We start from the raw sequence: 21,698 nt of genomic DNA, 5'->3' as shown, positions 1-21,698 counted from the left end.
CGGTGGGCAGCTGGGGCGCCATGGGCGCCAGGTTGAGACGGTTCGATCTCTTGGTTTTGTTTTTTTGGTGTGATTGGTGAGTTGAGTGCGTCTGGAGAGCGGGGTATCGGATTGCCTGCGGCCCTTTTGAAATCTGGTCATACAGGCTGACAAAGGCATGTCCTTTTTGATGGCGGGGTTTCCCGTTCGGGCCGGGCTGTTTGTGATCTGTTTACCCGATGGGTGCATACCCTTTTGGTTGTCCGGATGGCGCATCACCCATGGATCAGGACGGGTCAGAACAGATAAGGGCGATCCTGATTTGCCGCCTGCCATTTTGTCTGATGAAGGGCAGGCGGGCGCAATTCTTGCGCATATTCGAGCACGTTCGATTTCCATATTTTGTTTTTTTGGGGGGATTGGGTGGGTTGAGTCCTTGAAGCAAAGGGGCATGAGATCGCCTTCGGCCCTGATGGGGTGGTTGTCCGGTTTGAAACTTGGAGTGTCCGGGATACTGTCCGGATCTTCCTTGGGGGTGACTGCGTTGCCGCTGGTGGGTGGGCATGGGGGGCAGTGGGGCCTGTCAGGCCGACGTGCTGCGCCCCCGTCGTGTGGCCAATTAAGTGTGGCCGATGAAGTGTCATGGCAATCCGGACAGGGTTTGCCATGACGCTGTAATCCGGGATCATGCGGTCGCGGTGGCCCTGTCCGGATCGCTGGCTCCCGAGGTTGACGGTTCCACATCCCAGAGCAGGTCTGCAATTTCTTCGGTCTGCAACTCCCGCTTCTCCAAAAGGGCGTCCGCCAGCCGCAAAAGTGCCGGGCGATGCTGGGCCAGTGCAGATTTTGCCGTGGCTTCCGCCTTGCGCAAACTCTCATTGATCCGGTTGCGCAATACCCCGGACAAGGCGATGCGCTGGTCTGGCTTGTCCCAGAAGAGGGTGTCTTCAAACCCGAAATTCAGGTGCATCCGTGTCGCAAGACTGGTCGCAAGCGCCAGGTCACAGGCCGGATCGCTCCCGCCGCTGCCGTTTGACACCTCGTCAAAACACAAGAGTTCGGCGGCCCGGCCGCCCAGATGCATCTGGATCAAGCAGCGGGCCACATTGGGGGTGATCAGCTCGGGCATGGGCCGGATAATCGCCCCTCCGGAACCGGCAAGAGCCACCTGACGCGGCAGGCTAAGGCCCGCAATCTGCCCCATGACAATATGTCCCGCCTCATGAATTGCCACTCGGTGCAGCACATCGGGATCGGGCACCGGTGCGACATCGGCGGCGGCTTCGAACACATGGCTGGAGTTCAGGGGCTGACGGGCACGGCGGGCGCGGGTCCGTGCGCTGCGGATCAGCATCGCAATGGTTGCGCCCGTTTGCTGCACAAGCTGATCCGCGATCATGTCCAGCTCATCCGGTGTCAGGATGTCCGGAATCTCGGACCGGACCAGCGACATGACGCCCTTTCGATCAAGCGGCCCGACGCACAAATGCTGATCAAGCCGGCCGGGGCGCAGGATGGCAGGATCAACCCGATCAGCGAAATTGCTCGCTGTCACCAGAATGACCCCAGGCGTCGCATTGGCTTTGTCGATCTGGGTCAACAGCCCGTTTACAACACCCACGATATAGCCAGACAAGCTTGTGCCCCCGCTGCCGCTGCGAGAATAGAAACTGTCGATCTCGTCGATGAACAGCACCGACGGCGCAGCATTGATCGCTTTCTCGAAAGCGGAATTGAGTTCGCGAAGCATATCGCCTTGATGGCCCGCCCGCTGGCAATCGCTATAACTCGTCTGGACAAGGGGCAGCCCGGCGGAACCGGAGAGGGCTTGCGCAAGAAGCGTCTTGCCCGTCCCCGGCGGGCCATAGAGCAGAAAGCTCGACGTCACGTCAGACCATGCCAGATTTCCAGCCCTCCAAGCTTCAAGATCACTGATCACTTGTGAAAACGCCTCGACCACATCGGGCTGGCCGTGAACCTTGTCCAGGGTCAGGGCGGGGGCTGTGGCGTCCTTTGGCGCTGCGGGCTTCAACTCCTGCAAGGCCGCACGGGCTTTTGCCGCCGTGTCTGCGGCAAAGACACGTGCAAGCTGGAGCGCCGTGATGCCGCCCAGATCGATCTTGGTTGCCCGCGCTTTGTGCTTCGGGAAGAGAAGCTTCAGAATGGCGTCAAACATCTGCGGGCTGGCGGGCGCAATATGCAGCTGTGACGTGACTGTCTGCAGGATTGTCGGGGTCAGGGCCGCCGGATTCGCGACGATGAGCATCACGGGTTTGCCGCGAAAAACGCTGTCGCGGACGCTCTCGTTGAAGCGGCGCAGCTCAAGTTCAGATGCCCCGGCACGGGGCTGTACGATGATGTCCAGGTCGACGAGGTGCTGCGGGTTGGTCTTGCCTGATTGCAGAATGTCCGCATTCAGCCGCTCGATCAAAGAGTGCAGACGCGTCATATCGTCGTGATTTCCAGTTGAGAGCAGAGTCACGGCGCCCGGCTGCGGCAGCATTGCGGGCGCCCCTGCCGCGTCATGGCAGGACATGAGGCGCAGGATCATCAGCGCATCGAGGCACAGATCCGGACTGGGGCGCTTCCGGCGTGTTCCCGTTTCCGGATCGTCGATGTCACAGCCGTCGAGCGCATCATTGAACAGCTCGTCGAAGTCCCGTGTTGCGCTGCTCATGATGCGCTGTGCAAGCTCAAAGCCGGGAAAATGGGTGCGTTTGGGCATTGGGTGGCCTTTCAAAAGAAATAAGGGGAGGGTCCGGACCCCGGAAATGGGGTCAGGTGACATTTGGTTTGTAAGGAAGGTGGCTGGATCAGGCCGCGGAGGGTGCGAGGGCCGTTCCTGACAGGCCCAGATCATGAAGCGCAGACCGGAGCGAAGCCCCCGGACAGGCCCGCAATCGGCCTATCTCATGCCCCCGGATCACATGCGTCTTTGACCATTCAGACGTGAATTTCACGACATTCTCCGGAAGCCCCACAAGCGCAAGAATGTCAAAATCCCCACGTTCATAGCCGCATGTGCCATTCGGGCCGCGCTGATACCCGCGTTTGATGTCGAAATGATACTGGCCGTTTGTCATCCGGTGACGTCCTTTGACTTGGACACGCAGGCAGGTGGAGCCGATCCAGATTAAGCGGTCGAAGCGGGAATGTTCGGCGAAGCTTGCGCAGGGAATTCCAAGGCGGGCGAAGACACTGTCGGTGAGCAGCTCAGCTGCATGCCCGAGGGTTTTGGCGTGTTCGCAAAGCACATCAGAACTGACATCGGGATAGTGCAGAAGACTTGCCGAAAGATACGACGCACGGGGCGGGATAGCGGGCGCAAACAGGCCAGGCAAGCTGGGCTGATAAGGCATGATGGCCTCCGGATAGGGGGGTAAGGGTGGCCGGGACAAATGGCTGTCCCGTGCGCGGTCTGACCGGGAGCGGTGCTCAGGCCGGGATCAGTTCGGGGAAGCTTGTGCTCTGAGGATACTCAAGGCCTGCGCCGCCGAACGCACGGGAGGCGGACAAAGCATCAAATTTGTCAAAGAATGCAACCAGCATTTCATCCGAATGCCCGCTCTGATTGGAGAAGCCTGTCATGGTAAAGATGTCGCGATGCTTCACCGTCTGAGCAAACAAAATCTGTTGTGTCCGGTGGTCTTTCATTTCGAACAACTTGATCAACAAATGCGCAAGCCGCAGAAGCTGCCGATCTGCCCCGGTTTCGGGATATGATAGCAAGACATCGAAAGATGTTTCGATAAGCCGCTCTTGTGTAGCCAAGACGGCTTGAGTGTCAGGCATGGTTTCAACAGGACTGGTCGCTTCATGATCAAGCAGTTTCCGCAAAAAGATATCGAAACTGGTAAGCAACTTCATGAACGTGGTCGAGATCGGGCCGGGAGCATTTGAGGTGCGGTCTTCAATCTCAGTGTTGGAGGTGATATCGGTCGTGACGGTCATTGTGATTTCCTATTTGTTGCAATGACAAGGGCGTTGGCAGAGCTGGAACCTTTGCCTTCGCCCGACATATCTGGTGTCCTGACACCAAGACATCAAGGGGCGCAAGAATGAAAAATGAGAAAAATGTTGGAAAAGGTAATGAACCTGTCACTCTTCGCTTGACGGAAGAGATGATGAAGTTTGTCGACGAGGGGCGTCGAAACGCGAGCGATTTGCCAAGTCGACCTGAACTAGTGCGCCGTCTGATACAGAAATGGATTGACGACGGTTGTCCTGATCTGTGAGTCGGTAATCTTCGAAATTGGGGCATTCTTGGTGTTTGAGCAGGTTTGGTGATGGCCGCTACTCAAAGCTTGCTGAGCTTGTCTTTGCAGATCCGGTAGACATGGGGCCGCGCCCCGTTGATCGACAACTTGTATTGTAGCGATTGCGCCTCGCCGCCCTTGATGACCAGACCGGCGTCATTGAGAAACCGCACCGCACGGCTACGCGATGTCTGGTCGGAAATGGCCGCTTCGATCGCAGAGGGCAGCAGATACAAATACTCTTGGTCTTGCCATCCCAGCCGCGCGATCCGGCGCGGATTTGCGCGGGCTTCTTGCAGACAAAGGCACCCGGCCTGTCCGCGTGCCGCGGTCCAATCGATGAACTGACGCACGACACGCGCGGCCTCTGCCCTGCCGCCTTCGGGCGCATCCGTCCGGTTCAGCAGCCATCCTCTTGCCATTGCGATCACAGAGCTGCGGATATCGTCAAGTGATTGTGGCAGGATACCGAGAGAGACAGCTACTCGTCCCGCCAGTGCGACGATAGAAAAATTTGTGAGGACCCGCTGAATTTGGTTCTCGCTCCTGTGGGCGGCAAGGCTCTCTACAAGCATGCTCCGTTCCTCGTCCAGCCACGGCCTGACTACGCCCTTGTACGTGTGGAGCCCGGCAATCAATCTGGCAAGAAAGGCAAAGCCTGCCGCCGTACCGTTGATGCGCGACGCATAGGCCCGTGCGCGAATGAAGCTGTGACTGTCAACACTGGCCCCGTTCTGTTTGCTCCAGAGCCCTTGCCGGGGGGCTTCGGGCAAGTCGATCAGGCGCACCATATGACCCGCCCGCAACTGTTTCCCGACCGACAAGATGTTCTCCACACTGTCCTCGCCTGTGCTCAAATAGCAGATCGACCAGCCGGACCCGTCACGAGAGGTCCCGTCCGACTTCAATGCGCGATCGCGTCCGTTCAGAAGTGCGTATATCTTGCTTCCCAAATCGTGGGCGGTCAGCCGCTGCATCTCATCGAGAATGACGATTTGATCATTCCACTGCCGCGAGAATGCACGGAGCCCGGCTTCGGTGCCGGCCCAATCAGTTAGTGGTGCCCCGAACAGATCGCCTGCGCATTGCGCCAAGATCGATTTTGAATCGGAACTTGGTCCGACAATGTGAAAGCCGACAGGCCCATGATCAATCAACTTCAGCACGGGTCCGACAAAGCCCGAACAGACGATGAAAAGCGCATGCGGGTTGCCCGACAGAAAGCTTGCAAAGTCTCGCTGCCAGTTTTGCAATCGCTCATGATCGATATCAGCGATGGATGTGTCGGTGACGATCCGCGTTCCGTCCTGCCCAAGCCCGAATTGTGTCCGGATCTCGGTGCCCCAGCCGGGGCCTTCGCGGAGGCGATCAATACGCGGTGCGGGGAAGCTCCTGATCAGACTCAGGACATCTGCGGGCGTCCCGAAGATATGGAACCCGCGGTCGAGCAGGCCCGAAATCATCTCACCTGATGGCTGCATGAGGCTGTGGCGTGGTGCATCGAATGTGCAGATCTCACGCGCATCATTCACGAATTCCAGATGCACACGAGCGTCTGAGCCGACATAGCTGTTGCCGGTCACGCGGACCAGCCCACAGATCGGGCGCCAGGTCTTGGCACGATAAACTTCGATCCGATGCTGTTCAGAATTTACATTGTACGGCGGTGACACGGATGCTTCGAGTGCGGCGAGGAACCCTTCAAAGCGAGGGTTGCCCGCGGTGCTGTTGCCAGTCGTCGCAGTACAGTCCTCGGGTTCTGAAGGCGTGGTGGGTGCGTCGTCGTTGATCCTGTCAGAGTCTTCGGTCTCTTCTGAGCCATCGAGCTCGGTAAGAAAGTTCAGTTGTTTCCGTGTCATTTTTGTCACTCCAGATGATAGCACAACCTTGCGCCTGCGCCGCCGAGCGTCTGTAATGACAAAGAATGTGCGGGAGGGTCGACAAGCGCGGTTGCGTCTTGTGATGTCCCTAGGGTAGTGATTCGGCGGGTTGAGGTCAGCAAAAATCTGCGAGAGGGCCGCATTATTTTGTGGAAAAGCAAATATTTGAGATGTGTCCGGTCTCTGCCTGACACAGGTTTATCCGTGATATCAGGATCAACCACTGTCTGACTTGGACGTCTTGATTTCGCAGAGTTTTCTATTTTAAGGTAGTTAAAACAATACTTTATAGGTCTATCCGAGATTCTGGAGGGCGTCCAAGTTCGAGAGGGCAATCCCTGTGTCAAGAGGAATTTTCCACGGGCTTCGAAATGCCCAAATCTCGCTACTCGAATTCTGTTTGAGCCTCATGAACAGATCGAAATCCAGCATAGATATGGGTACGATGCCTGTCCGTGCCCGGCCGAGGCTGTGTAAAAACCCGACCACATCTGCGAGTTTGAGTGCGGAAATAGCGTTGGGACGCGATTTGGGGCCGAATTGGCCGCAAACCCTTTTCTAGGCGCATTTTGGTGCGAAGAGAGCAGATTGGGGGACGATATCGGTAATTATCGACAGCCATCCCCCCTTTCACCCCGGGATTGCGGCCATCAGCCCCTTGATCCCGACCAAGGCGACCATGCGCTTGATGTTATAGGCCAGCACATTCAGCGCCATTTCTGTACCCACGCCACCCAGCCGCCGGGTCAGGAAATGGCAGGGCCCGGTCCAGGACTTGATTGTGCCGAACGGATGCTCGACCGTTGAACGACGCACGCTCATCGGGGCGGCCGGGCTGCGGCGGCGGGCATTCGAGGCTTCGACCAGATGTTCATGTTCCCATCTTGAGACCCGCCGCTCATATCCTGTGGTGCAACGTTTCTTGATCTCGCAAGTCTTGCAGGCGTTTGTCCAGTAGCGCCGCATCTGCAGCCCCTGCTGTTGGGTTGTGGTGCGATGCGTCAGCGCCTGCCCAGCTGGACAGCGATAGACATCATTCTCATGCTCATACGCGAAATCGGCCTTCACAAAACGTCCCTTTGAGCGGGCGCCGGATGTGTCCGATCGCGGCACAGTCGCGGTGATGCCGGCCTTGTGACAGGCAAGGATTTCACCGCCGCTGAAATATCCTTTGTCCGCGATGATGTGCAGCTCCTCGCGCTGTAACGCGGCCTTTGCCTGTGTGGCCATCTTTGTCAGCAAGTCCCGGTCATGCCCCTGGTTTGTGACCTCATGCGCGACAATCAGATGGGTTTCGGCATCAACCACGCTCTGGACATTGTAGCCGACATGCCCGCTGTGCTGCGCGCGTGTCGCCATGGCGCGGGCATCGGGGTCAGTCAGTGAAATCTGCCCGTCAGGAGCATCGGCCAGTGTCTCTTCCATCGCCAGCAGGCGCTCGATCTCTTTGCGGATGCGGTGATATCGTCCGGTCAGATGCGCGGCCCGCTCTGCGCGCGCGGCACCAGTTTCCTGCCGGTCAATCCGGTCCGCCTCCTCGATATAGCGGCCAACCTCGGCTTCCAGATGCGCCATGCGGCTGGCGATCTTACCCTTAGTGAAGTTCCGGTCGCGATTGTTGACCGCCTTGAACTTGCTCCCGTCGACGGCCACGACCTCACCTTTCAGAACGCCGATCCGCCGACACAATTCAACAAATCGTGCGCAGGTCCTGCGGATGGCAGGACCGTTCTGGCGCCGGAACTCCGCGATGGTTTTGTGGTCGGGCACCAGCCGACCGGTCAGCCACATCAGCTCGACATTGCGCCCTGCCTCGCATTCCAGCCGGCGGCTCGACGGGATCCGGTTCAGATAGCCGTAGATGAACAGTTTCAGCAACACTGCCGGATGATACCCAGGCCGCCCCGTGCGCGCAGCGGCATGGCGTTGAAACCCAAGCGCGCCCAGATCAAGCTGGTCAACGAACGGATCGACCACGCGAACAAGATGATCTTCCCCGATCCAGTCATCCAAGCGCTCAGGGAAAAGCGTCGCCTGATCCCGGCTGATGCCCTCAATGAAACCTGCCATCCGAACCCTCCACACCATGGGTAAGCATAGCATAAATCTGGGTTTTTACACAGCCTCGGCGGAAAGCCGACTATGACCTTGCAGCAATGCATCCGCGGCAAATGACAAAAGCTGCCGGTCGCCCCATGCCTGCCGTGACAGGCAGCAGTTGGCAGGGAGTGCGCCTTGCAAAGTTGCGCGCTATGGTCGCGTTTCTCTATATGCTCGGCCCATTTCTGTCGGTCAGTTTTAAGAGGTTAAAAAAGCGGCCATGTAAGCCCTGCGCCGTTTCGCACGCCAGGTTTGAAATTCCGCCTACCCATAACTCTGCTAAGGCCAATGAATTCTGGAGTTTAGAAAACGAAGCTGTCGGAAATAGATCGGGTTATCCAGAGGCTCATGCTTTCGTAGGTGTTCCTGTTTTTTCGCCCGCTCTAATATCCCAAGCCCTGAGTTCTCCCTGCCAAGGAGATTCGACACGTAGGCTATTCGTCCTTTTCTCCGGCGCTTGATTGATCAAATGCCACAAAAAAGCGCCACGCCACAAAAAACCCGACACCGACAAAGATCACCCCGAAAAACGGTGCCCCGGACGCAAACTCGAAAACACCCCAACCCAAGGCTACAACTACCAACAGGAAACGGACCCAAAGCGGGCGGTAGATGGCATGGCTAAAGTCAAACATGATGTGGGATCTTTCGGGTCAGGCCACAGCTTCTTAAGTCGCCGCCCTGTGTGCAGGACATAATACAGCTACCGCCAATAGTTTCATACTGCAACCGGTGTGACCCAAGGCTGATCATTGGCTTCGTGGCTATCGACAACCGCTTCGACAAAGGCAACACCTTTCAGCCCATCGTGGCTCAGTGGCACACTCTGCCCCAGCAAGCCAGGTGCGCGGCCCTGCTGCCGGGCGCGGATCGCTTCGGCGAAACCTGCATAAAGATTCGCGAAAGCTTCCAGATAACCTTCGGGGTGACCAGGTGGTGTTCGAATGCGCACTTTGGCGTCCTCTGACAGGTCGTCCGCCCCGCGCTTGATTAGTTGCACCCGACCATTGAGCGGCGTGAAAACCAGATCATTTGGTTGTTCCTGGAACCATTGCAGCGACCCTTTTTCACCGAAGACCCGCAGCCTGACGCCATTGGAATTCCCGATTGCGACCTGTGAGGACCACAAAAGCCCGCGCGCACCGCCCTGATAGCGCATCATGACATGCGCATTGTCGTCAAGTGCCCGACCATCCACGAAAGTCGCCAGATCAGCAGTCAGGCTTTCCAGTTTGAGTCCAGTAACAAAACCTGCCAAATGATAGGCATGGGTGCCGATGTCGCCTATCGAACCGCCTCGGCCATTCATTTTTGGATCCGTGCGCCACGCAGCCTGTGCGTTTCCCTGCTGTTCGATGGCGGTCGCCATCCATTCCAGAGGATACTCTACTTGTACCGTTCGGATTGCCCCAAGCTCACCACGGGCAACACGAACACGGGCCTCATGCACCATTGGATAACCGCAATAGGTATAGGTCACGCCGACGAAGCGACCACTGTGCGCGGCCAGCGCATCCAATGCTACTGCGTCTGCCAAGGTTGCAGTGAGGGGCTTTTCGCAGATCACGTCGAAGCCCGCCTCGATCAGAGCCTTGGCGATAGGGTAATGCGTGAAGTTTGGGGTGCAGATCGCCACGGCATCCACGCGGTCCGCGCGCACGGCTTCGCCCGTGATCAGCTCTTGATATGTACCATAGCTGCGCGCGGGATCGAGGCCTTGCGAAAGAGCAAAATCACGGCCACGCTCAGGATCGACATCGAAGGCGCCTGCCACCAAGTGCCATTGCCCATCCAGCCGCGCAGCGAGCCGATGGATGTTGCCGATATAGGCCCCCTTTCCGCCACCGATCATCCCAAGACGCAAAGGTTTGTTCATGTTTCCTCCAGTCCGAGCATGGCTCGATTGGCGCTGCGGTTCGCGCCGGATTTTACGAAATCATCGAATGCACGATCCGATACCCTGATGATGTGATCAGAAATGAACTGCGCCCCTTCTCGGGCCCCGTCCTCGGGGTTCTTGACGAAGCATTCCCATTCCAGAACTGCCCAGCCGTCAAAACCATAGGTCGTTAACTTTGTGAATATTGCTCCGAAATCGACCTGCCCGTCGCCCGGGCTGCGAAAGCGGCCTGCCCGCTTGCTCCAGGGCTGATACCCTCCATAGACGCCGGACTTGCCATCCGGTCGGAACTCGGCATCCTTCACATGGAAGGACTTGATGCGGTCATGATAGTGGTCGATGAAGGCAAGGTAATCCAGCGCTTGCAGCACAAAATGGCTGGGATCATACATCAGGTTGGCGCGAGGATGGCTCCTGACCTTGTCCAAGAAGTATTCCCAGCTGTGGCCGTCATGCAGGTCCTCGCAGGGATGAATTTCATAACAGACATCCACACCATGCGCGTCGAAATCGTCCAGAATTGGTGTCCAGCGCTTCGCCAGCTCAGTGAAACCTTCCTCGACCAGCCCTTCGGGCCATTGAGGATAAGGATAGAGATAGGGCCACAACAGCGCACCTGAGAAGGTTACATGTCGCTGGACGCCCATGCGTTTCGAGGCACGAGCAGCAAAACGCAACTGCTCCTCGGCCCAGGCGCGGCGCGCGGTCGAGTTGCCGCGAACATTCTGCGGCGCGAAGCCGTCCATTATGGTATCATGGGCAGGATGGACGGCGACAAGCTGTCCGGTGATATGTGAGGCAAACTCGGTGATCTGAAGGCCATTGTCTGCTAAAGTCCCCTTGATCTCGTCACAGTAGGTGTCGCTTTCAGCGGCCCGCTTAAGATCGATCAAGCGCGTGTCCCAGGTTGGGATCTGAACGCCCTTGAACCCTTTGTCCGCCGCCCATTTTGCCAAGCTGGGCAGCGAGTCATAGGGCGCGGCATCAGCCGCGAACTGCGCCAGAAAGACAGCAGGTCCCTGAATTGTCTGCATCCTCAAGCCTCCAGTATAGCTGCTGGCGTCGGCGCGTCGTCATAGCCGCCGTGGACGGACTGATCAAAGGGGATCACTGCGCCCGTCATCATGCCGCCATCGTCTGAAGCCATCCACAACACGGCGCGAGCGACCTCTTTCGGATCCAGGATGCGGCCGAAGGGTTTTTTCGCAGCCTCGCGGTCTATGAAATCGGGATCGCCGGTTTCCGCCAGGATCAACTTGCGCTCATGATCCGAGTTCATCCACCCGATGTCGAGCTGGTTGACATGAATACGATGCCGCATCAGCGCGAAACCTGCATGACGCGTCAGCGTTGCCAGCGCGCCCTTGGAGCATGCATAGGGGGCTAGGAAAGGTTGACCTACCCGCCCAGACATCGAGCCGATGTTGACGACCCGGCCTTCGATCCCCTCGCGTATCATTACCTTGGCTACATCCTGAATAAGGAAGAACGGCGCGCGGGTGTTCACTGCAAACATGTTGTCGAACAGATCAGGTGTTGTGTTCAGGATGTTTCCGCGATCAGTCAGGCCAGCAGCATTCACCAGAATGTCTACACGACCGAATAGCCGATCGACCGTCGGGATGATGGCTTGAACATCGTCGATCTTGCCCAGATCCGCCGCGACCATCTCAACGCGAACGCCGGTTGCCTCGGTGATCTCGTTGGCGAGCTTGCGGCCCTTTTCGACCCCACGCCCGACAAGTGCGATCCCCTCTGCACCTGCCGCAGCAAATATTTGTGCGACAGCGGCACCAAGTCCCTGCGTACCACCAGTGATGACGGCAATCTTTCCATCAATGCGGTTCATTATACCACCTCATAACCTGCCGCCGCTATGACACGCAGCAGTTCGTTGTATCCCTTTTTTGCCATTTCCAGGGGCGGGTTGGCGACCGGATCCTGTTCGGCTTCGACCACGAACCAACCTTCGTAACCCTTCGCGGCCAGCGCTTCGACAATAGCCACAAAATCAAGGCTACCATCCCCGGGCACAGTGAACGCGCCTTTGATAACTGCATCAAGGAAACTTTCACGCGTCCGGTCGAGGCCCGCCACCACCTCAGTTCGGATGTCTTTTGTATGGACATGAGATACCCGCCCATGGTGATTCTCAATCACCCTAAGCACGTCGCCACCGGCAAAAGCCATGTGCCCTGCATCGAACAGAAGCGGCACTGTCGAGTGGCGCATGAGTAAATCAAGCTCTGTCTCGGTCTCGACTACTGCACCCATGTGGTGATGGTAGGAAATCGGCATCCCATTCTTCGCACACCAGTCGGCGAAATCGCTGATCTTCCGGCCATAGGCTGCCATCTCGGCTTCGGTCAGCTTCAGCTTGCTGGCGAGCGGCGCCGAACGATCACCCTGAATTGACCGGGCAGTTTCTCCATAGACAATGCACGGTGCTTGCGCGGCCATGAAGAATTCCATCTGCTGGGCAATACGGTCCTTTTCCTCTTCGATATCGCCATATAGCAGCAGTCCAGAGAACCAGCCGCCACAAACCGATATTCCATGGCGTTCCAAGACCGGGCCGAGTTCTGACATGTCCATCGGGAAGCGGCGGCCTGTCTCCATTCCGGTAAAGCCGGCCTCGGACGCCTGTCGCAAGCATTCCTCAAGGCTGACATCATCAGACAATTCTGCCAGATCGTCATTCCACCAAGCGATTGGCGCAATGCCCAGTTTCGCCTTCATCATCACACCCCCCGGCGCTGTGCGGCGCGGATTTTTTCCTGTGCTGCGCGGGCGGCACGCACGGTCTCGAAGTTCGAGATTTCGGGCACCCCAACATCCCAATCCGCGTCTCCGGGAACCCACTTCCATGCGTCCGACACTATAGAGATGACTGTTACCCCATCATGGGCAAGAGCTTCCTTCACGGCACCATCCAGATCAGTCAGGCTTTCAGCCTTGCGCGCGCGGGCGCCCATCGCTTCGGCATGTTTCACGAAATCGACATGCAGCGGATTATCGCGGTTCCTGATCCGGCAATCCGCCAGAAGGTTGTTGAAGCCCGGAACGCCCTTGGCCTGCTGAAGGCGGTTGATCACGGCATAGCCACCGTTGTCGCAGACCACGACGACCATCCTGTGGCCAGTTAGAGCTGCCGAGTAGATATCTGAGTTCATCATCATGTATGTGCCGTCGCCGAGCATGACGATGGGCGTGCCGCCGGTGCCGCCGGGCCCTTCCTGTGCCATGGCGCAGCCCCAGCCTGCCGCGATCTCATACCCCATGCAGGAGAAACCAAATTCGCAGTCGAAGGTATTGGGGCTCTTAACCCGCCAGCCTTTCGTGACCTCGCCTGGCGTGCCCCCTGCAGCGGCGACCAGAGTGTCGTCGGGCCCGGCTGCCCTGTTCAAGACCCCCACGACCTGAGCATAGGACGGGACAAGCTCATTGGTTGGCGACTGATGTTCGTCGAGCAGACTGTTCCATTCGGCGAATAGTGCTTTGGCCCGCTTCATCAGATCTGCGTCTGCGCAATATTCGCCAAGCGCCAAGTCCAGTTCCCCAATAGTTTCCTGTGCATCGCCAACGACAGCCAGCGACTGATGCTTGATAGCATCGAACCGCGCCGCGTTGATCGAGATGAATCGTGAGTCCTCGGCAAACGCCGTCCAGGACCCGGTTGTAAAATCTTGCAGCCGCGTACCAATGGCAAGGATGACATCGGCTTCTTTTGCCAGTGCATTGGCTGAAGTCGAACCAACAATGCCGATTGGTCCGGCATGGACGGGATGATTGTGGGTCAGCGCGCCTTTGCCCGCGATGGTTTCGACCACCGGGATGCCGCGCTTGGCCGCGAAATCCGCAAGCACATCTTCGGCCAGCGAGTAGCGCACCCCGCCGCCTGAAATGATCAGTGGCTTCTTTGCTGATTTCAGAAGGTCGGCCGCAGCGATCACAGCCTCGCGATCCGGGCGAGGACGTGGTATTTTCCACAGCTGCGGCGCGAAGAAAACCTCGGGGTAGTCATAGGCTAGTTCCTGCGTGTCTTGCGCCAACCCAATGAAGGCGGGGCCGCAATCGGCCGGGTCGAGCATGGTCGCGATGGCTTGCGGCAGTGATTGGATCAACTGCTCTGGCACCACGATCCGATCCCAATAGCGCACAACCGATTTGAACGCATCGTTTGCCGTGATGGTGGGATCCCCGAAATGTTCGACCTGTTGCAGAACCGGATCGGGCAAACGGTTTGCGAATGTATCGCCCGCCAAGAGCAAGACAGGAAGGCGGTTCGCCATGGCCACCCCGGCCGCTGTCACCATATTCAGCGCACCCGGCCCGATAGAGGTGGCGGCAACCATAAGTTGGCGGCGACGTTTTGCCTTGGCGAAGCCGATGGCGGCCAGCGCCATGCTCTGTTCGTTCTGGCCGCGCCAAGTGGGCAACTGATCCTGCACCTGCTCCAGCGCCTCGGACAGGCAGGTCACGTTGCCATGACCAAATATCCCGAACACGCCTGCGAACAGCGGAACACGTTCACCGTCGATCTCGGTGAATTGGTTGCAAAGATAACGAACAAGGGCCTGGGCCATGGTCAGGCGCACGGTTTTACGTGGCATATCGCCTCCTCCTGCGAATGGGTTTTCAAAACTCTACGGAATAATGATTGACAATGCAACGTATCTGCAATGATTATTGCAGAAATATGTTCGGGAGGAAGATCATGATTGGAATCGCCGTGCTTGGCACCGGCCGCATTGGTCGTATGCACGCTGAAAATATCGCAGCGCATCCGCGCGCCCGTCTGGCTGGTGTTTATGATATCAATACCTCAGCAGCCTCCGAGGTCGCTGCAAAACTGGCTGTTCCACAATTCGAATCAGTCGAGGGCGCACTGGCCGCATCTGATGTTGACGCGGTGCTGATCGCAAGCTCCACGGCCACCCACGCCGACCTGATCGAACAAGCGGTCGAAGCGGGCAAGGCTGTCCTATGTGAAAAGCCCATAGATCTGTCACTAGACCGGGTGAACGAGTGCGCCACACGAATCGCCGGAACGAGATTGCCAATCATGCTGGGCTTTGTGCGCCGTTTCGACAGCGGCCATGCCGGTGTTCGAAAAGCGATCGAAGGCGGACGGATCGGGGATCTGCACCAGGTCATTATCACGTCGCGCGATCCCGGCATGGCCCCTGACGCCTACATCGAGGCATCGGGAGGCATTTTCCGGGATATGACCATCCATGATTTCGACATGGCCCGATTCATTCTGGGCGAGGATGTGGCCGAAGTCACCGCTACAGGCTCTCGCTTGATCGACCCCGCGCTCATGGCGCGTTGTGACGACTTCGATACTGTGACGGCAGTTTTGAAAACCTCGACCGGCAAGCAAGCGATTATCATAAATTCACGCCGAGCGGTTTATGGCTATGACCAGCGGGTCGAGGCATTCGGCAGCGCTGGCATGGTGATCTCAGAAAACCGGACACGAGATCACACCCGGCATTTTACCGTGGATTTCACCGATAGCGCTGCGCCGCTGAAAAACTTCTTCATCGACCGCTACGCGGATGCTTTTGCCGCCGAGATCAGCGCTTTCGTTGACGCAATTACGCATGGCAACCCGGTTCCGGTCGGATTTGAGGACGGCCGTCAGGCACTGATTCTGGCCGAAGCCGCGATCCGTTCGGCAGCGGAGGGCCGACCAGTCGCAATCAGGGAGATCGGGTAATGTATTCGCAATATGGATTGTTCATCGACGGAAGTTGGACTTTCGGCAGCAAAAGCGGTGAGGTTACTTCGCCAGTCAACGAAAAGCCTCTAGGGCATGTCCCTCTCGCCACAATCGATGACACGCAAGCGGCATTGGATGCGGCCGCCAATGCCTTGCCGAAACTCCTGCAGATGGGGGGGTTCGCCCGCGCCGATGCGCTTCACAGGGCCGCTGACGAGATGATCCGCCGAACCGACGAGGCGGCGCGGATGATCGCCGCCGAAACCGGCAAACCAATCGCGCAGGCTGGTCGGGAATGGAGTCTCGCGTGCGATCAATTCCGCTGGTTTGGAGAAGAGGCGCGGCGCATCTATGGCCGCATTGTCGAGAGTCGGGTGCCCAATGGTCGTTTCGAGGTCACGCGCGAGCCGGTTGGCATCGTTGGTGCTTTCACGGCATGGAACTTCCCTGCCGCGCTGCCCGCACGCAAGCTGGCTCCGGCGCTCGCTGCGGGCTGTTCGGTGGTCTTGCGGCCCTCGTCACAAACGCCCGGGGTGGCGATGGTGATGGTCGACTGCCTGCGCGCTGCTGGCCTGCCTGATGGCGCGGTGAATCTGGTGGTAGGAAGCACCGCCGACACTTACGCGCGGATCATGGCGGATACCCGGGTTCGCAAGGTCAGCCTGACCGGCTCAACCCGTGTCGGTCAACAGATGATCCGCGATGCCGCTGAAACAGTGAAGAAGGTGTCTATGGAGCTTGGCGGGAATGCTCCGTTGATCATCCATGACGATGCCGATCTCGACGCAGCACTGGATCTGACTGTACCGACGAAATTCGCGAATTGTGGGCAGGTCTGCGTGTCACCGGACCGGATTTTCGTCCATGAAACCCTGCACGATGCATTCGTAGAAGGGTTCATTGCGCGCGCATCGAAGATCAAGCTGGGTGACGGGCTGCACCCGGAAACCGAGATGGGACCGCTGATCAATGCATCCCGCCTGACCGAAATCGAGGGTATCGTTATCGGTGCCGTTCGTGCTGGGGCGCAGATCGCATTCGGAGGCAAACGCCCGGCCCACCTCAACAGTGGATATTTCTTCGAGCCGACCGTGCTGACGGATGTCACCGACGACATGAAGGTCTTTGCCGAGGAGAATTTCGGGCCGATTGCGGCGATCACCAGATTCTCGTCGGAAGACGAAGCTCTGGCTCGTGCAAACGCGTCGGACATGGGGCTGGCCGCATATAGCTTCACCCGCTCGCCTGACCGCGCGCGCCGAATGGCGGCAGGGCTGAAAGCCGGCATGGTCGGGATCAACAGCTTTGCGCTGGCAGCGGCCGAGGCGCCCTTTGGCGGCACCAAGCATTCCGGGATGGGTCGTGAAGGGGGCATCGAGGGTATCGAGGATTATCTTGATACCAAGCTTGCGCAGTTCGTTTTCTAAGCGGGAGGGTACAGCAATGTTTACCAACAAGTTGAAACAGCAATGGGCTGAAGGTCACCCCGTAATCAATGGCTGGCTTTCTATCGGCAACGCTTTCACTGCCGAGATCATGGCGGCGCAAGGATATGACTGCGTCACCATAGATGCACAGCATGGGGCGCTCGACTATCATGCCATTCTGCCCATGCTGCAAGCAATGCGCGCATCAGGCGTGACACCCATGGTGCGCGTGCCTTGGCGCGAGCCGGGCGCGATCATGAAGGCGCTGGATGCGGGCGCGCAAGGCATCATCTGCCCCATGATAAATTCGGCAGAGCAAGCCTCCGAATTCGTAAGTTACATGCGCTACCCTCCGCAAGGCCAGCGAAGCTTTGGTCCGACCCGCGCAACCTTTGCTTATGGCGGCTACGGGGTTTCGGCGAATGAGCAGGTTCTGGCGCTAGCAATGATCGAAACCCAGCAGGGTATGGATAACCTTGAAGAGATCGCAGCCACCCCCGGCCTTGACGGCATCTATGTCGGGCCCGCTGATTTGACACTCGGCACACAGGAGGGTCGTCTGCCACCCGGCTTTGACCGCGAAGAACCTGAGATGATTGCGCTACTCCAGCGCATCAAGGGCGTGTGCCACGCTAACGACATCCGCGCCTGCCTGCATTGCGGCACGCCGGAATATGCCGCGAAGGCCATCTCCTGGGGGTTTGACCTGACCACTGTCGGTGGTGATACCCGTTTGCTCGCCGGTGCCGCATCTGCCTCGGTCACGAGATGGCGCAACCTTACAGGGGCGGCTGCCGTACAAACTGTGAAAGGAACTTACTGATGCCGCATCTGCTCGTTGCCGGTAAGCTGCATCCTTCCGGTGAGGCCCTGCTGAAAGATCTGCCCGCACACGGTGTTACGGTGGATTATGTCGAAGAGATATCCGAACCTTCCTACGCCCCGTTCATCCACAATGCCGATGCACTTGTGATCCGCACGCAGCCGCTCTCAGCCGCGACGATTGCGCGCGCAAGCAAGCTCAAGGTGGTCTCACGTCATGGGGTTGGGTATGACTCCGTTGATCTCAGCGCACTGAATGATCGCGGTATTGCCCTTACCATTGTGGGCAACGTGAACTCGGCTTCGGTGGCCGAACATGCGATGATGCAGCTTCTTGCAGCCTCGAAACGAGTCTTGCGCGCAGACCTGGCGGTACGCAAACCCGGTCAATGGGCTTGGCGGAACCGGCTGGAACAACAGGAAATATCTGGGAAAAACCTGCTCATCATCGGCTTTGGCCGCGCCGGTCAGAAACTGGCTCGCATGGCCACAGGGTTCGAGATGAAGGTTCGTGCCTATGACCCCCATCTTCAGCAGGCAGGCTGGCCCAATAGTGAAGTTGACGCCATCACCAGCTTGGACGAAGGGTTGGCGTGGGCCGACTGCATCTCGATCCATGTTCCCAAAGCCGAAAAGCCAGTGCTCGGGGCCCACGAGATTGCGCTCATGAAACCGGGCTGCATACTCGCGAATACGGCGCGCGGTGGCGTGGTGGACGAAGCCGCACTGGCCGAAGCTCTTCGTTCGGGTCTGATTGGCGCTGCCGGAATCGATGTTTTCGATAATGAGCCGCCCGCCGGCTCTGCCCTCCTCGATTGTTCGAACGCTGTATTGTCCCCGCATATTGCTGGACTAACGGCCGAATGCAGCGAGCGGATGGCAATCGCCTCGATCGAGAATGCGCTAAACTACTTGGCCGGAACGATCGAGAAAAATCTGGTCGTAAATGGGGAATTTGCCAATGTCTGAGAAAGCCGCGCTGCGAATTGGCCTTATTGGCACTGGTTTTATGGGCAAAGCACATGTGTTTGGGTTTGCCACTGCTCAGAAAGTGTTCGATCTGCCCTATCGGCTTGAATTGCACACTGTCGCGGACGTGAGCGAAGACGCAGCAATGCGCGCTGCAGCGGATTTCGGTTTCGCCAACGCCACAGGTGATTGGCGCAGCTTGATATCGAACCCCGAAATCGACCTGATTGATATCACGGCTCCGAACGCCCTGCATAAGGAAATGGCGCTTGCCGCCATTGCTGCGGGTAAGCATGTCTATTGCGAAAAACCGCTTGCGCCGCTGGTCAGCGACGCGCGTGAGATGGTGGAAGCCGCTGCCCGAGCCGGAGTGAAAACCCAAGTCGGGTTTAACTACCTCTGCAACCCGATGCTGCGGCTAGCGCGCGAGATGATTGCGGCGGGCGAATTGGGCGAGATCCGCGGCTATCGTGGTCTGCATGCCGAGGACTACATGGCCGACGCTAGCGCGGCCTTTACCTTTCGGCATGATGCGGCGGGTGGGGGCGCGCTGGCCGACATCGGCAGTCATGCTCTGGCCACTGCCGAATTCCTTCTCGGGCCAATCACAACGGTCATGGGCGATTGCGTTACCCTTATCAGCCAAAGGCCGGATGGCCAAGGCGGGACCCGTGCAGTCACCGTCGATGATGTAGGCCGCGCGTTCCTGCGCTTTGCCAATGGTGCGCAGGGGTCGATCGAGGGCAACTGGATCGCAACGGGTCGTAAGATGCAGCATGACTTCGAGATATATGGAACAAAAGGCGCGCTGGCGTTCAGTCAGGAGCGCTTCAACGAGTTACACTTCTTTTCCACAACCGACAGGCCAGGACGTCGGGGCTTCCGCCGGATAGAGGCATCACCCGATCATCCGCCGTATGGTCGCTTCTGTGTCGCGCCGGGGCATCAGATCGGCTTCAACGATCTGAAGGCGATCGAGGTCGAGGGCTATGTCCGCGCGATCGCCGGTGAAATACCCGAGCCATATGGTTTCAGCGCTGGCTTGCGTATCCAGACTCTCGTCGACGCAATCAAGAAAAGCTCTGTCAGACAGGAATGGCTCGACGTGCCGACATAGGCAGAGCGCCGTGTTTCATGAGCAGGATACACTTTAACCCGCTGCGATACAGTAGGAATATGTTTCGAAGTCCGGCTATCCCCTTGGTCAAGCAAACTGCGGTGGCTGCGCGCGGCCTTTAGGCAGATCGAAGTCAGAGAGACACCAACGCAACTGGATATGTGAAAAGCGCTTGGCGTTCTGCAATAAATATTGCAGTCTAATCGCATGAAGGAACGCCATGCCGATGAATGAGCCACTTATCGAAACGCCACAAGATTATGAAGAACTGATCCGGATCATCCATGATCGTCATGATCAGATGAGCAAGACATACCAACGCATCGCAGTCTACCTTACGCAGAATCCGAATGAGGTTGCCATCCACTCGGTGAATGCAATTGCCGAACGCTGTGGAATCCATGCCTCGAGTTTTGTGCGCTTCGCACAGTCCCTAGGGTACAAGGGCTTCAAAGAGTTGCAGGCGCTTTTCCAGAAGCGGTTGGCGACTGCTGCTCCGGGTTTCGAGGCACGTGTTAAGGCGCTTGCCAGCGAGTTGCAGGGGGCCGGGGATGCGTCCGAGATCGGTTTCCTGCGCGATTTGGTTGTGCGTGACATCGCGTCTTTGCAACAATTGCTGGACGAGGTGAACTCAGAAGATCTGGCCTTGGCAGCAGACATGCTGGAACGTGCCGACACGATCTATCTTGTCGGACAGTTGCGATCCGCACCAGTGGTGGAACTCCTCCGCTATGTGCTGACGATGCTGGGCAAACGCTGCTTGCTGTTGGACCCGGGCGGCGGGCTCGCCACACATATCGGGCGCACAATTCGCGAGGCTGATGTACTTTTGGCGGTGTCGTTCCGCTTCTATGCTACCGAAGTCGTAAATGTGGTCGAAGACGCGGGACAAAGAGGGATCCCCATCATCGCGATTACGGACAGCACGCTTTCACCGTTAGCCCGTTGGGCAAAGGTTCTGTTCGAGGTTCCTGAACACGACTACACGTTCTCGCGCTCACTGGCGGCACCTATGTGTCTGGCTCAAGCGCTTGTTGTGGCTGTCGCAGCTCGTGTTCAGCACACTGACGCGCATCCCCGTATTCCCACAGTGACGGGAACCTAGAATCCAGCAAGGCCATCCCATATCAGCTTAAGGCCGACAAGTAGAACCGATGCATAGGTGAAGGGATAGAAGAAGTTGGCGGTCAGCTGGCGAACGATCCAGGCTCCTAAAAGGGTTGCGCCTATGGCAAGAGGCAGCATGACTGCGGCACGGCCTAAGTTTGCTGATCCAAATTCCCCCATCGCAGCATAAGGGATTATCTTCATTGCATTGGTGATTGCAAAAAACATCACCATCGTGCCTGTGAAAAGCTTTGGATCAAGACGAAGGGGCAGCATGTAGATTTGAAGTGGCGGCGCGCCGGCATGAGCAACAAAGCTGGTATACCCCGCCAGAGCGCCCCAGAAGTGGGCGGATGCCGAACGCACGCAGTTCGATGGCGTTTTTGAGCTTTGGCCGAGTAGCGCGGCGATCA

At 57.9% G+C, this 21,698-nt stretch carries 19 protein-coding genes; 7 read left to right on the top strand and 12 right to left on the bottom strand.

The genetic code is table 11. The features are described from left to right. Positions 1–664: 664 nt before the first annotated feature. From ACTZWY_RS17920 to ACTZWY_RS17910, 3 genes are all read right to left on the bottom strand, one after another. Positions 665–2,704, bottom strand: a complete 2,040-nt coding sequence (locus ACTZWY_RS17920; protein ID WP_444792079.1) for an AAA family ATPase — start codon at positions 2,702–2,704, stop codon at positions 665–667. Between the two features lie 88 nt (positions 2,705–2,792). Then, positions 2,793–3,338: a hypothetical protein gene (locus ACTZWY_RS17915; RefSeq protein WP_444792078.1), complete on the bottom strand. Its 546-nt coding sequence runs from the start codon at positions 3,336–3,338 to the stop codon at positions 2,793–2,795. Between the two features lie 76 nt (positions 3,339–3,414). Continuing rightward, complete coding sequence (locus tag ACTZWY_RS17910) at positions 3,415–3,930, bottom strand: hypothetical protein (protein WP_444792077.1); 516 nt, start codon at positions 3,928–3,930, stop codon at positions 3,415–3,417. Positions 3,931–4,037: 107 nt separating this feature from the next. Between ACTZWY_RS17910 and ACTZWY_RS17905 the strand changes: the two genes are divergently transcribed. Further along, a complete protein-coding gene (locus tag ACTZWY_RS17905; protein WP_444792076.1) occupies positions 4,038–4,214 on the top strand; it encodes a ribbon-helix-helix protein, CopG family in 177 nt (58 codons plus the stop codon). A 62-nt stretch (positions 4,215–4,276) separates the two neighbouring features. On the opposite strand, the gene ACTZWY_RS17900 is transcribed toward ACTZWY_RS17905, so the two are convergent. The 8 genes from ACTZWY_RS17900 to iolD all read right to left on the bottom strand — a co-directional run bounded on the left by ACTZWY_RS17900 (position 4,277) and on the right by iolD (position 14,728). Further along, positions 4,277–6,094 (bottom strand): DUF927 domain-containing protein, encoded by a 1,818-nt coding sequence (locus tag ACTZWY_RS17900; RefSeq protein WP_444792075.1) that lies wholly within the window; start codon positions 6,092–6,094, stop codon positions 4,277–4,279. A 651-nt stretch (positions 6,095–6,745) separates the two neighbouring features. After that, the gene (locus ACTZWY_RS17895) at positions 6,746–8,185 is read right to left on the bottom strand and encodes an IS1182 family transposase (protein ID WP_444792074.1); all 1,440 of its coding nucleotides are present in this window, start codon (positions 8,183–8,185) and stop codon (positions 6,746–6,748) included. Positions 8,186–8,649: 464 nt separating this feature from the next. Continuing rightward, complete coding sequence (locus tag ACTZWY_RS17890) at positions 8,650–8,850, bottom strand: DUF3329 domain-containing protein (protein ID WP_444792073.1); 201 nt, start codon at positions 8,848–8,850, stop codon at positions 8,650–8,652. Positions 8,851–8,933: 83 nt separating this feature from the next. Next, on the bottom strand, positions 8,934–10,067 hold the full coding sequence (locus tag ACTZWY_RS17885; protein ID WP_444792080.1) for a Gfo/Idh/MocA family protein: 1,134 nt from the start codon (positions 10,065–10,067) through the stop codon (positions 8,934–8,936). 20 nt (positions 10,068–10,087) lie between these two features. Next, positions 10,088–11,149: a sugar phosphate isomerase/epimerase family protein gene (locus ACTZWY_RS17880; protein ID WP_444792072.1), complete on the bottom strand. Its 1,062-nt coding sequence runs from the start codon at positions 11,147–11,149 to the stop codon at positions 10,088–10,090. Between the two features lie 2 nt (positions 11,150–11,151). Further along, positions 11,152–11,964: an SDR family oxidoreductase gene (locus ACTZWY_RS17875; RefSeq protein ID WP_444792071.1), complete on the bottom strand. Its 813-nt coding sequence runs from the start codon at positions 11,962–11,964 to the stop codon at positions 11,152–11,154. Further along, positions 11,964–12,857 carry a myo-inosose-2 dehydratase gene (iolE, locus tag ACTZWY_RS17870; RefSeq protein WP_444792070.1) on the bottom strand — a complete coding sequence of 298 codons (894 nt, stop codon included), beginning with the start codon at positions 12,855–12,857 and terminating at the stop codon, positions 11,964–11,966. Before iolE ends, ACTZWY_RS17875 begins: the two co-directional genes overlap by 1 nt. Then, on the bottom strand, positions 12,857–14,728 hold the full coding sequence (gene iolD, locus ACTZWY_RS17865; RefSeq protein WP_444792069.1) for a 3D-(3,5/4)-trihydroxycyclohexane-1,2-dione acylhydrolase (decyclizing): 1,872 nt from the start codon (positions 14,726–14,728) through the stop codon (positions 12,857–12,859). The genes iolE and iolD overlap by 1 nt, the downstream gene beginning before the upstream one ends. A 104-nt stretch (positions 14,729–14,832) precedes the next feature. On the opposite strand from iolD, the gene iolG reads away from it, so the two are divergent. The 6 genes from iolG (at position 14,833) to ACTZWY_RS17835 (ending at position 21,283) form a co-directional block, all read left to right on the top strand. Continuing rightward, the gene (iolG, locus tag ACTZWY_RS17860) at positions 14,833–15,840 is read left to right on the top strand and encodes an inositol 2-dehydrogenase (RefSeq protein ID WP_444792068.1); all 1,008 of its coding nucleotides are present in this window, start codon (positions 14,833–14,835) and stop codon (positions 15,838–15,840) included. Continuing rightward, entirely contained in the window at positions 15,840–17,270 is a 1,431-nt protein-coding gene (locus tag ACTZWY_RS17855; protein WP_444792067.1) for an NAD-dependent succinate-semialdehyde dehydrogenase, read from the top strand. Before iolG ends, ACTZWY_RS17855 begins: the two co-directional genes overlap by 1 nt. Beyond that, the gene (locus ACTZWY_RS17850; RefSeq protein WP_444792066.1) at positions 17,251–18,093 is read left to right on the top strand and encodes an HpcH/HpaI aldolase family protein; all 843 of its coding nucleotides are present in this window, start codon (positions 17,251–17,253) and stop codon (positions 18,091–18,093) included. Before ACTZWY_RS17855 ends, ACTZWY_RS17850 begins: the two co-directional genes overlap by 20 nt. Then, on the top strand, positions 18,093–19,061 hold the full coding sequence (locus ACTZWY_RS17845; RefSeq protein ID WP_444792065.1) for a hydroxyacid dehydrogenase: 969 nt from the start codon (positions 18,093–18,095) through the stop codon (positions 19,059–19,061). Before ACTZWY_RS17850 ends, ACTZWY_RS17845 begins: the two co-directional genes overlap by 1 nt. Next, positions 19,054–20,178 carry a Gfo/Idh/MocA family protein gene (locus tag ACTZWY_RS17840; protein WP_444792064.1) on the top strand — a complete coding sequence of 375 codons (1,125 nt, stop codon included), beginning with the start codon at positions 19,054–19,056 and terminating at the stop codon, positions 20,176–20,178. Before ACTZWY_RS17845 ends, ACTZWY_RS17840 begins: the two co-directional genes overlap by 8 nt. A 226-nt stretch (positions 20,179–20,404) precedes the next feature. Continuing rightward, positions 20,405–21,283: a MurR/RpiR family transcriptional regulator gene (locus ACTZWY_RS17835; protein ID WP_444792063.1), complete on the top strand. Its 879-nt coding sequence runs from the start codon at positions 20,405–20,407 to the stop codon at positions 21,281–21,283. On the opposite strand, the gene ACTZWY_RS17830 is transcribed toward ACTZWY_RS17835, so the two are convergent. Beyond that, positions 21,280–21,698: TSUP family transporter (locus ACTZWY_RS17830; protein ID WP_444792062.1), on the bottom strand; the 419-nt coding region annotated here is incomplete at its 5' end. The two genes, ACTZWY_RS17835 and ACTZWY_RS17830, sit on opposite strands and share 4 nt — an antisense overlap.

This window comes from Roseinatronobacter sp. NSM (assembly GCF_052379845.1).
GTDB lineage: Bacteria > Pseudomonadota > Alphaproteobacteria > Rhodobacterales > Rhodobacteraceae > Roseinatronobacter.
The sequence above is the reverse complement of the archived record's forward strand: the minus strand, read 5'-3'. Positions and strand labels throughout refer to the sequence as shown.

Excerpts from the sequence above, each read along its gene's own strand:
- ACTZWY_RS17845 (WP_444792065.1), top strand. The coding sequence starts at position 18,093 with ATGCCGCATCTGCTCGTTGCCGGTAAGCTGCATCCTTCCGGTGAGGCC.
- ACTZWY_RS17900 (WP_444792075.1), bottom strand. The coding sequence starts at position 6,094 with ATGACACGGAAACAACTGAACTTTCTTACCGAGCTCGATGGCTCAGAA.
- iolG (WP_444792068.1), top strand. The coding sequence starts at position 14,833 with ATGATTGGAATCGCCGTGCTTGGCACCGGCCGCATTGGTCGTATGCAC.
- iolE (WP_444792070.1), bottom strand. The coding sequence starts at position 12,857 with ATGATGAAGGCGAAACTGGGCATTGCGCCAATCGCTTGGTGGAATGAC.
- ACTZWY_RS17835 (WP_444792063.1), top strand. The coding sequence starts at position 20,405 with ATGAATGAGCCACTTATCGAAACGCCACAAGATTATGAAGAACTGATC.
- ACTZWY_RS17855 (WP_444792067.1), top strand. The coding sequence starts at position 15,840 with ATGTATTCGCAATATGGATTGTTCATCGACGGAAGTTGGACTTTCGGC.
- ACTZWY_RS17915 (WP_444792078.1), bottom strand. The coding sequence starts at position 3,338 with ATGCCTTATCAGCCCAGCTTGCCTGGCCTGTTTGCGCCCGCTATCCCG.
- ACTZWY_RS17895 (WP_444792074.1), bottom strand. The coding sequence starts at position 8,185 with ATGGCAGGTTTCATTGAGGGCATCAGCCGGGATCAGGCGACGCTTTTC.
- ACTZWY_RS17890 (WP_444792073.1), bottom strand. The coding sequence starts at position 8,850 with ATGTTTGACTTTAGCCATGCCATCTACCGCCCGCTTTGGGTCCGTTTC.
- ACTZWY_RS17880 (WP_444792072.1), bottom strand. The coding sequence starts at position 11,149 with ATGCAGACAATTCAGGGACCTGCTGTCTTTCTGGCGCAGTTCGCGGCT.
- ACTZWY_RS17840 (WP_444792064.1), top strand. The coding sequence starts at position 19,054 with ATGTCTGAGAAAGCCGCGCTGCGAATTGGCCTTATTGGCACTGGTTTT.
- ACTZWY_RS17910 (WP_444792077.1), bottom strand. The coding sequence starts at position 3,930 with ATGACCGTCACGACCGATATCACCTCCAACACTGAGATTGAAGACCGC.
- iolD (WP_444792069.1), bottom strand. The coding sequence starts at position 14,728 with ATGCCACGTAAAACCGTGCGCCTGACCATGGCCCAGGCCCTTGTTCGT.
- ACTZWY_RS17920 (WP_444792079.1), bottom strand. The coding sequence starts at position 2,704 with ATGCCCAAACGCACCCATTTTCCCGGCTTTGAGCTTGCACAGCGCATC.
- ACTZWY_RS17875 (WP_444792071.1), bottom strand. The coding sequence starts at position 11,964 with ATGAACCGCATTGATGGAAAGATTGCCGTCATCACTGGTGGTACGCAG.
- ACTZWY_RS17885 (WP_444792080.1), bottom strand. The coding sequence starts at position 10,067 with ATGATCGGTGGCGGAAAGGGGGCCTATATCGGCAACATCCATCGGCTC.
- ACTZWY_RS17905 (WP_444792076.1), top strand. The coding sequence starts at position 4,038 with ATGAAAAATGAGAAAAATGTTGGAAAAGGTAATGAACCTGTCACTCTT.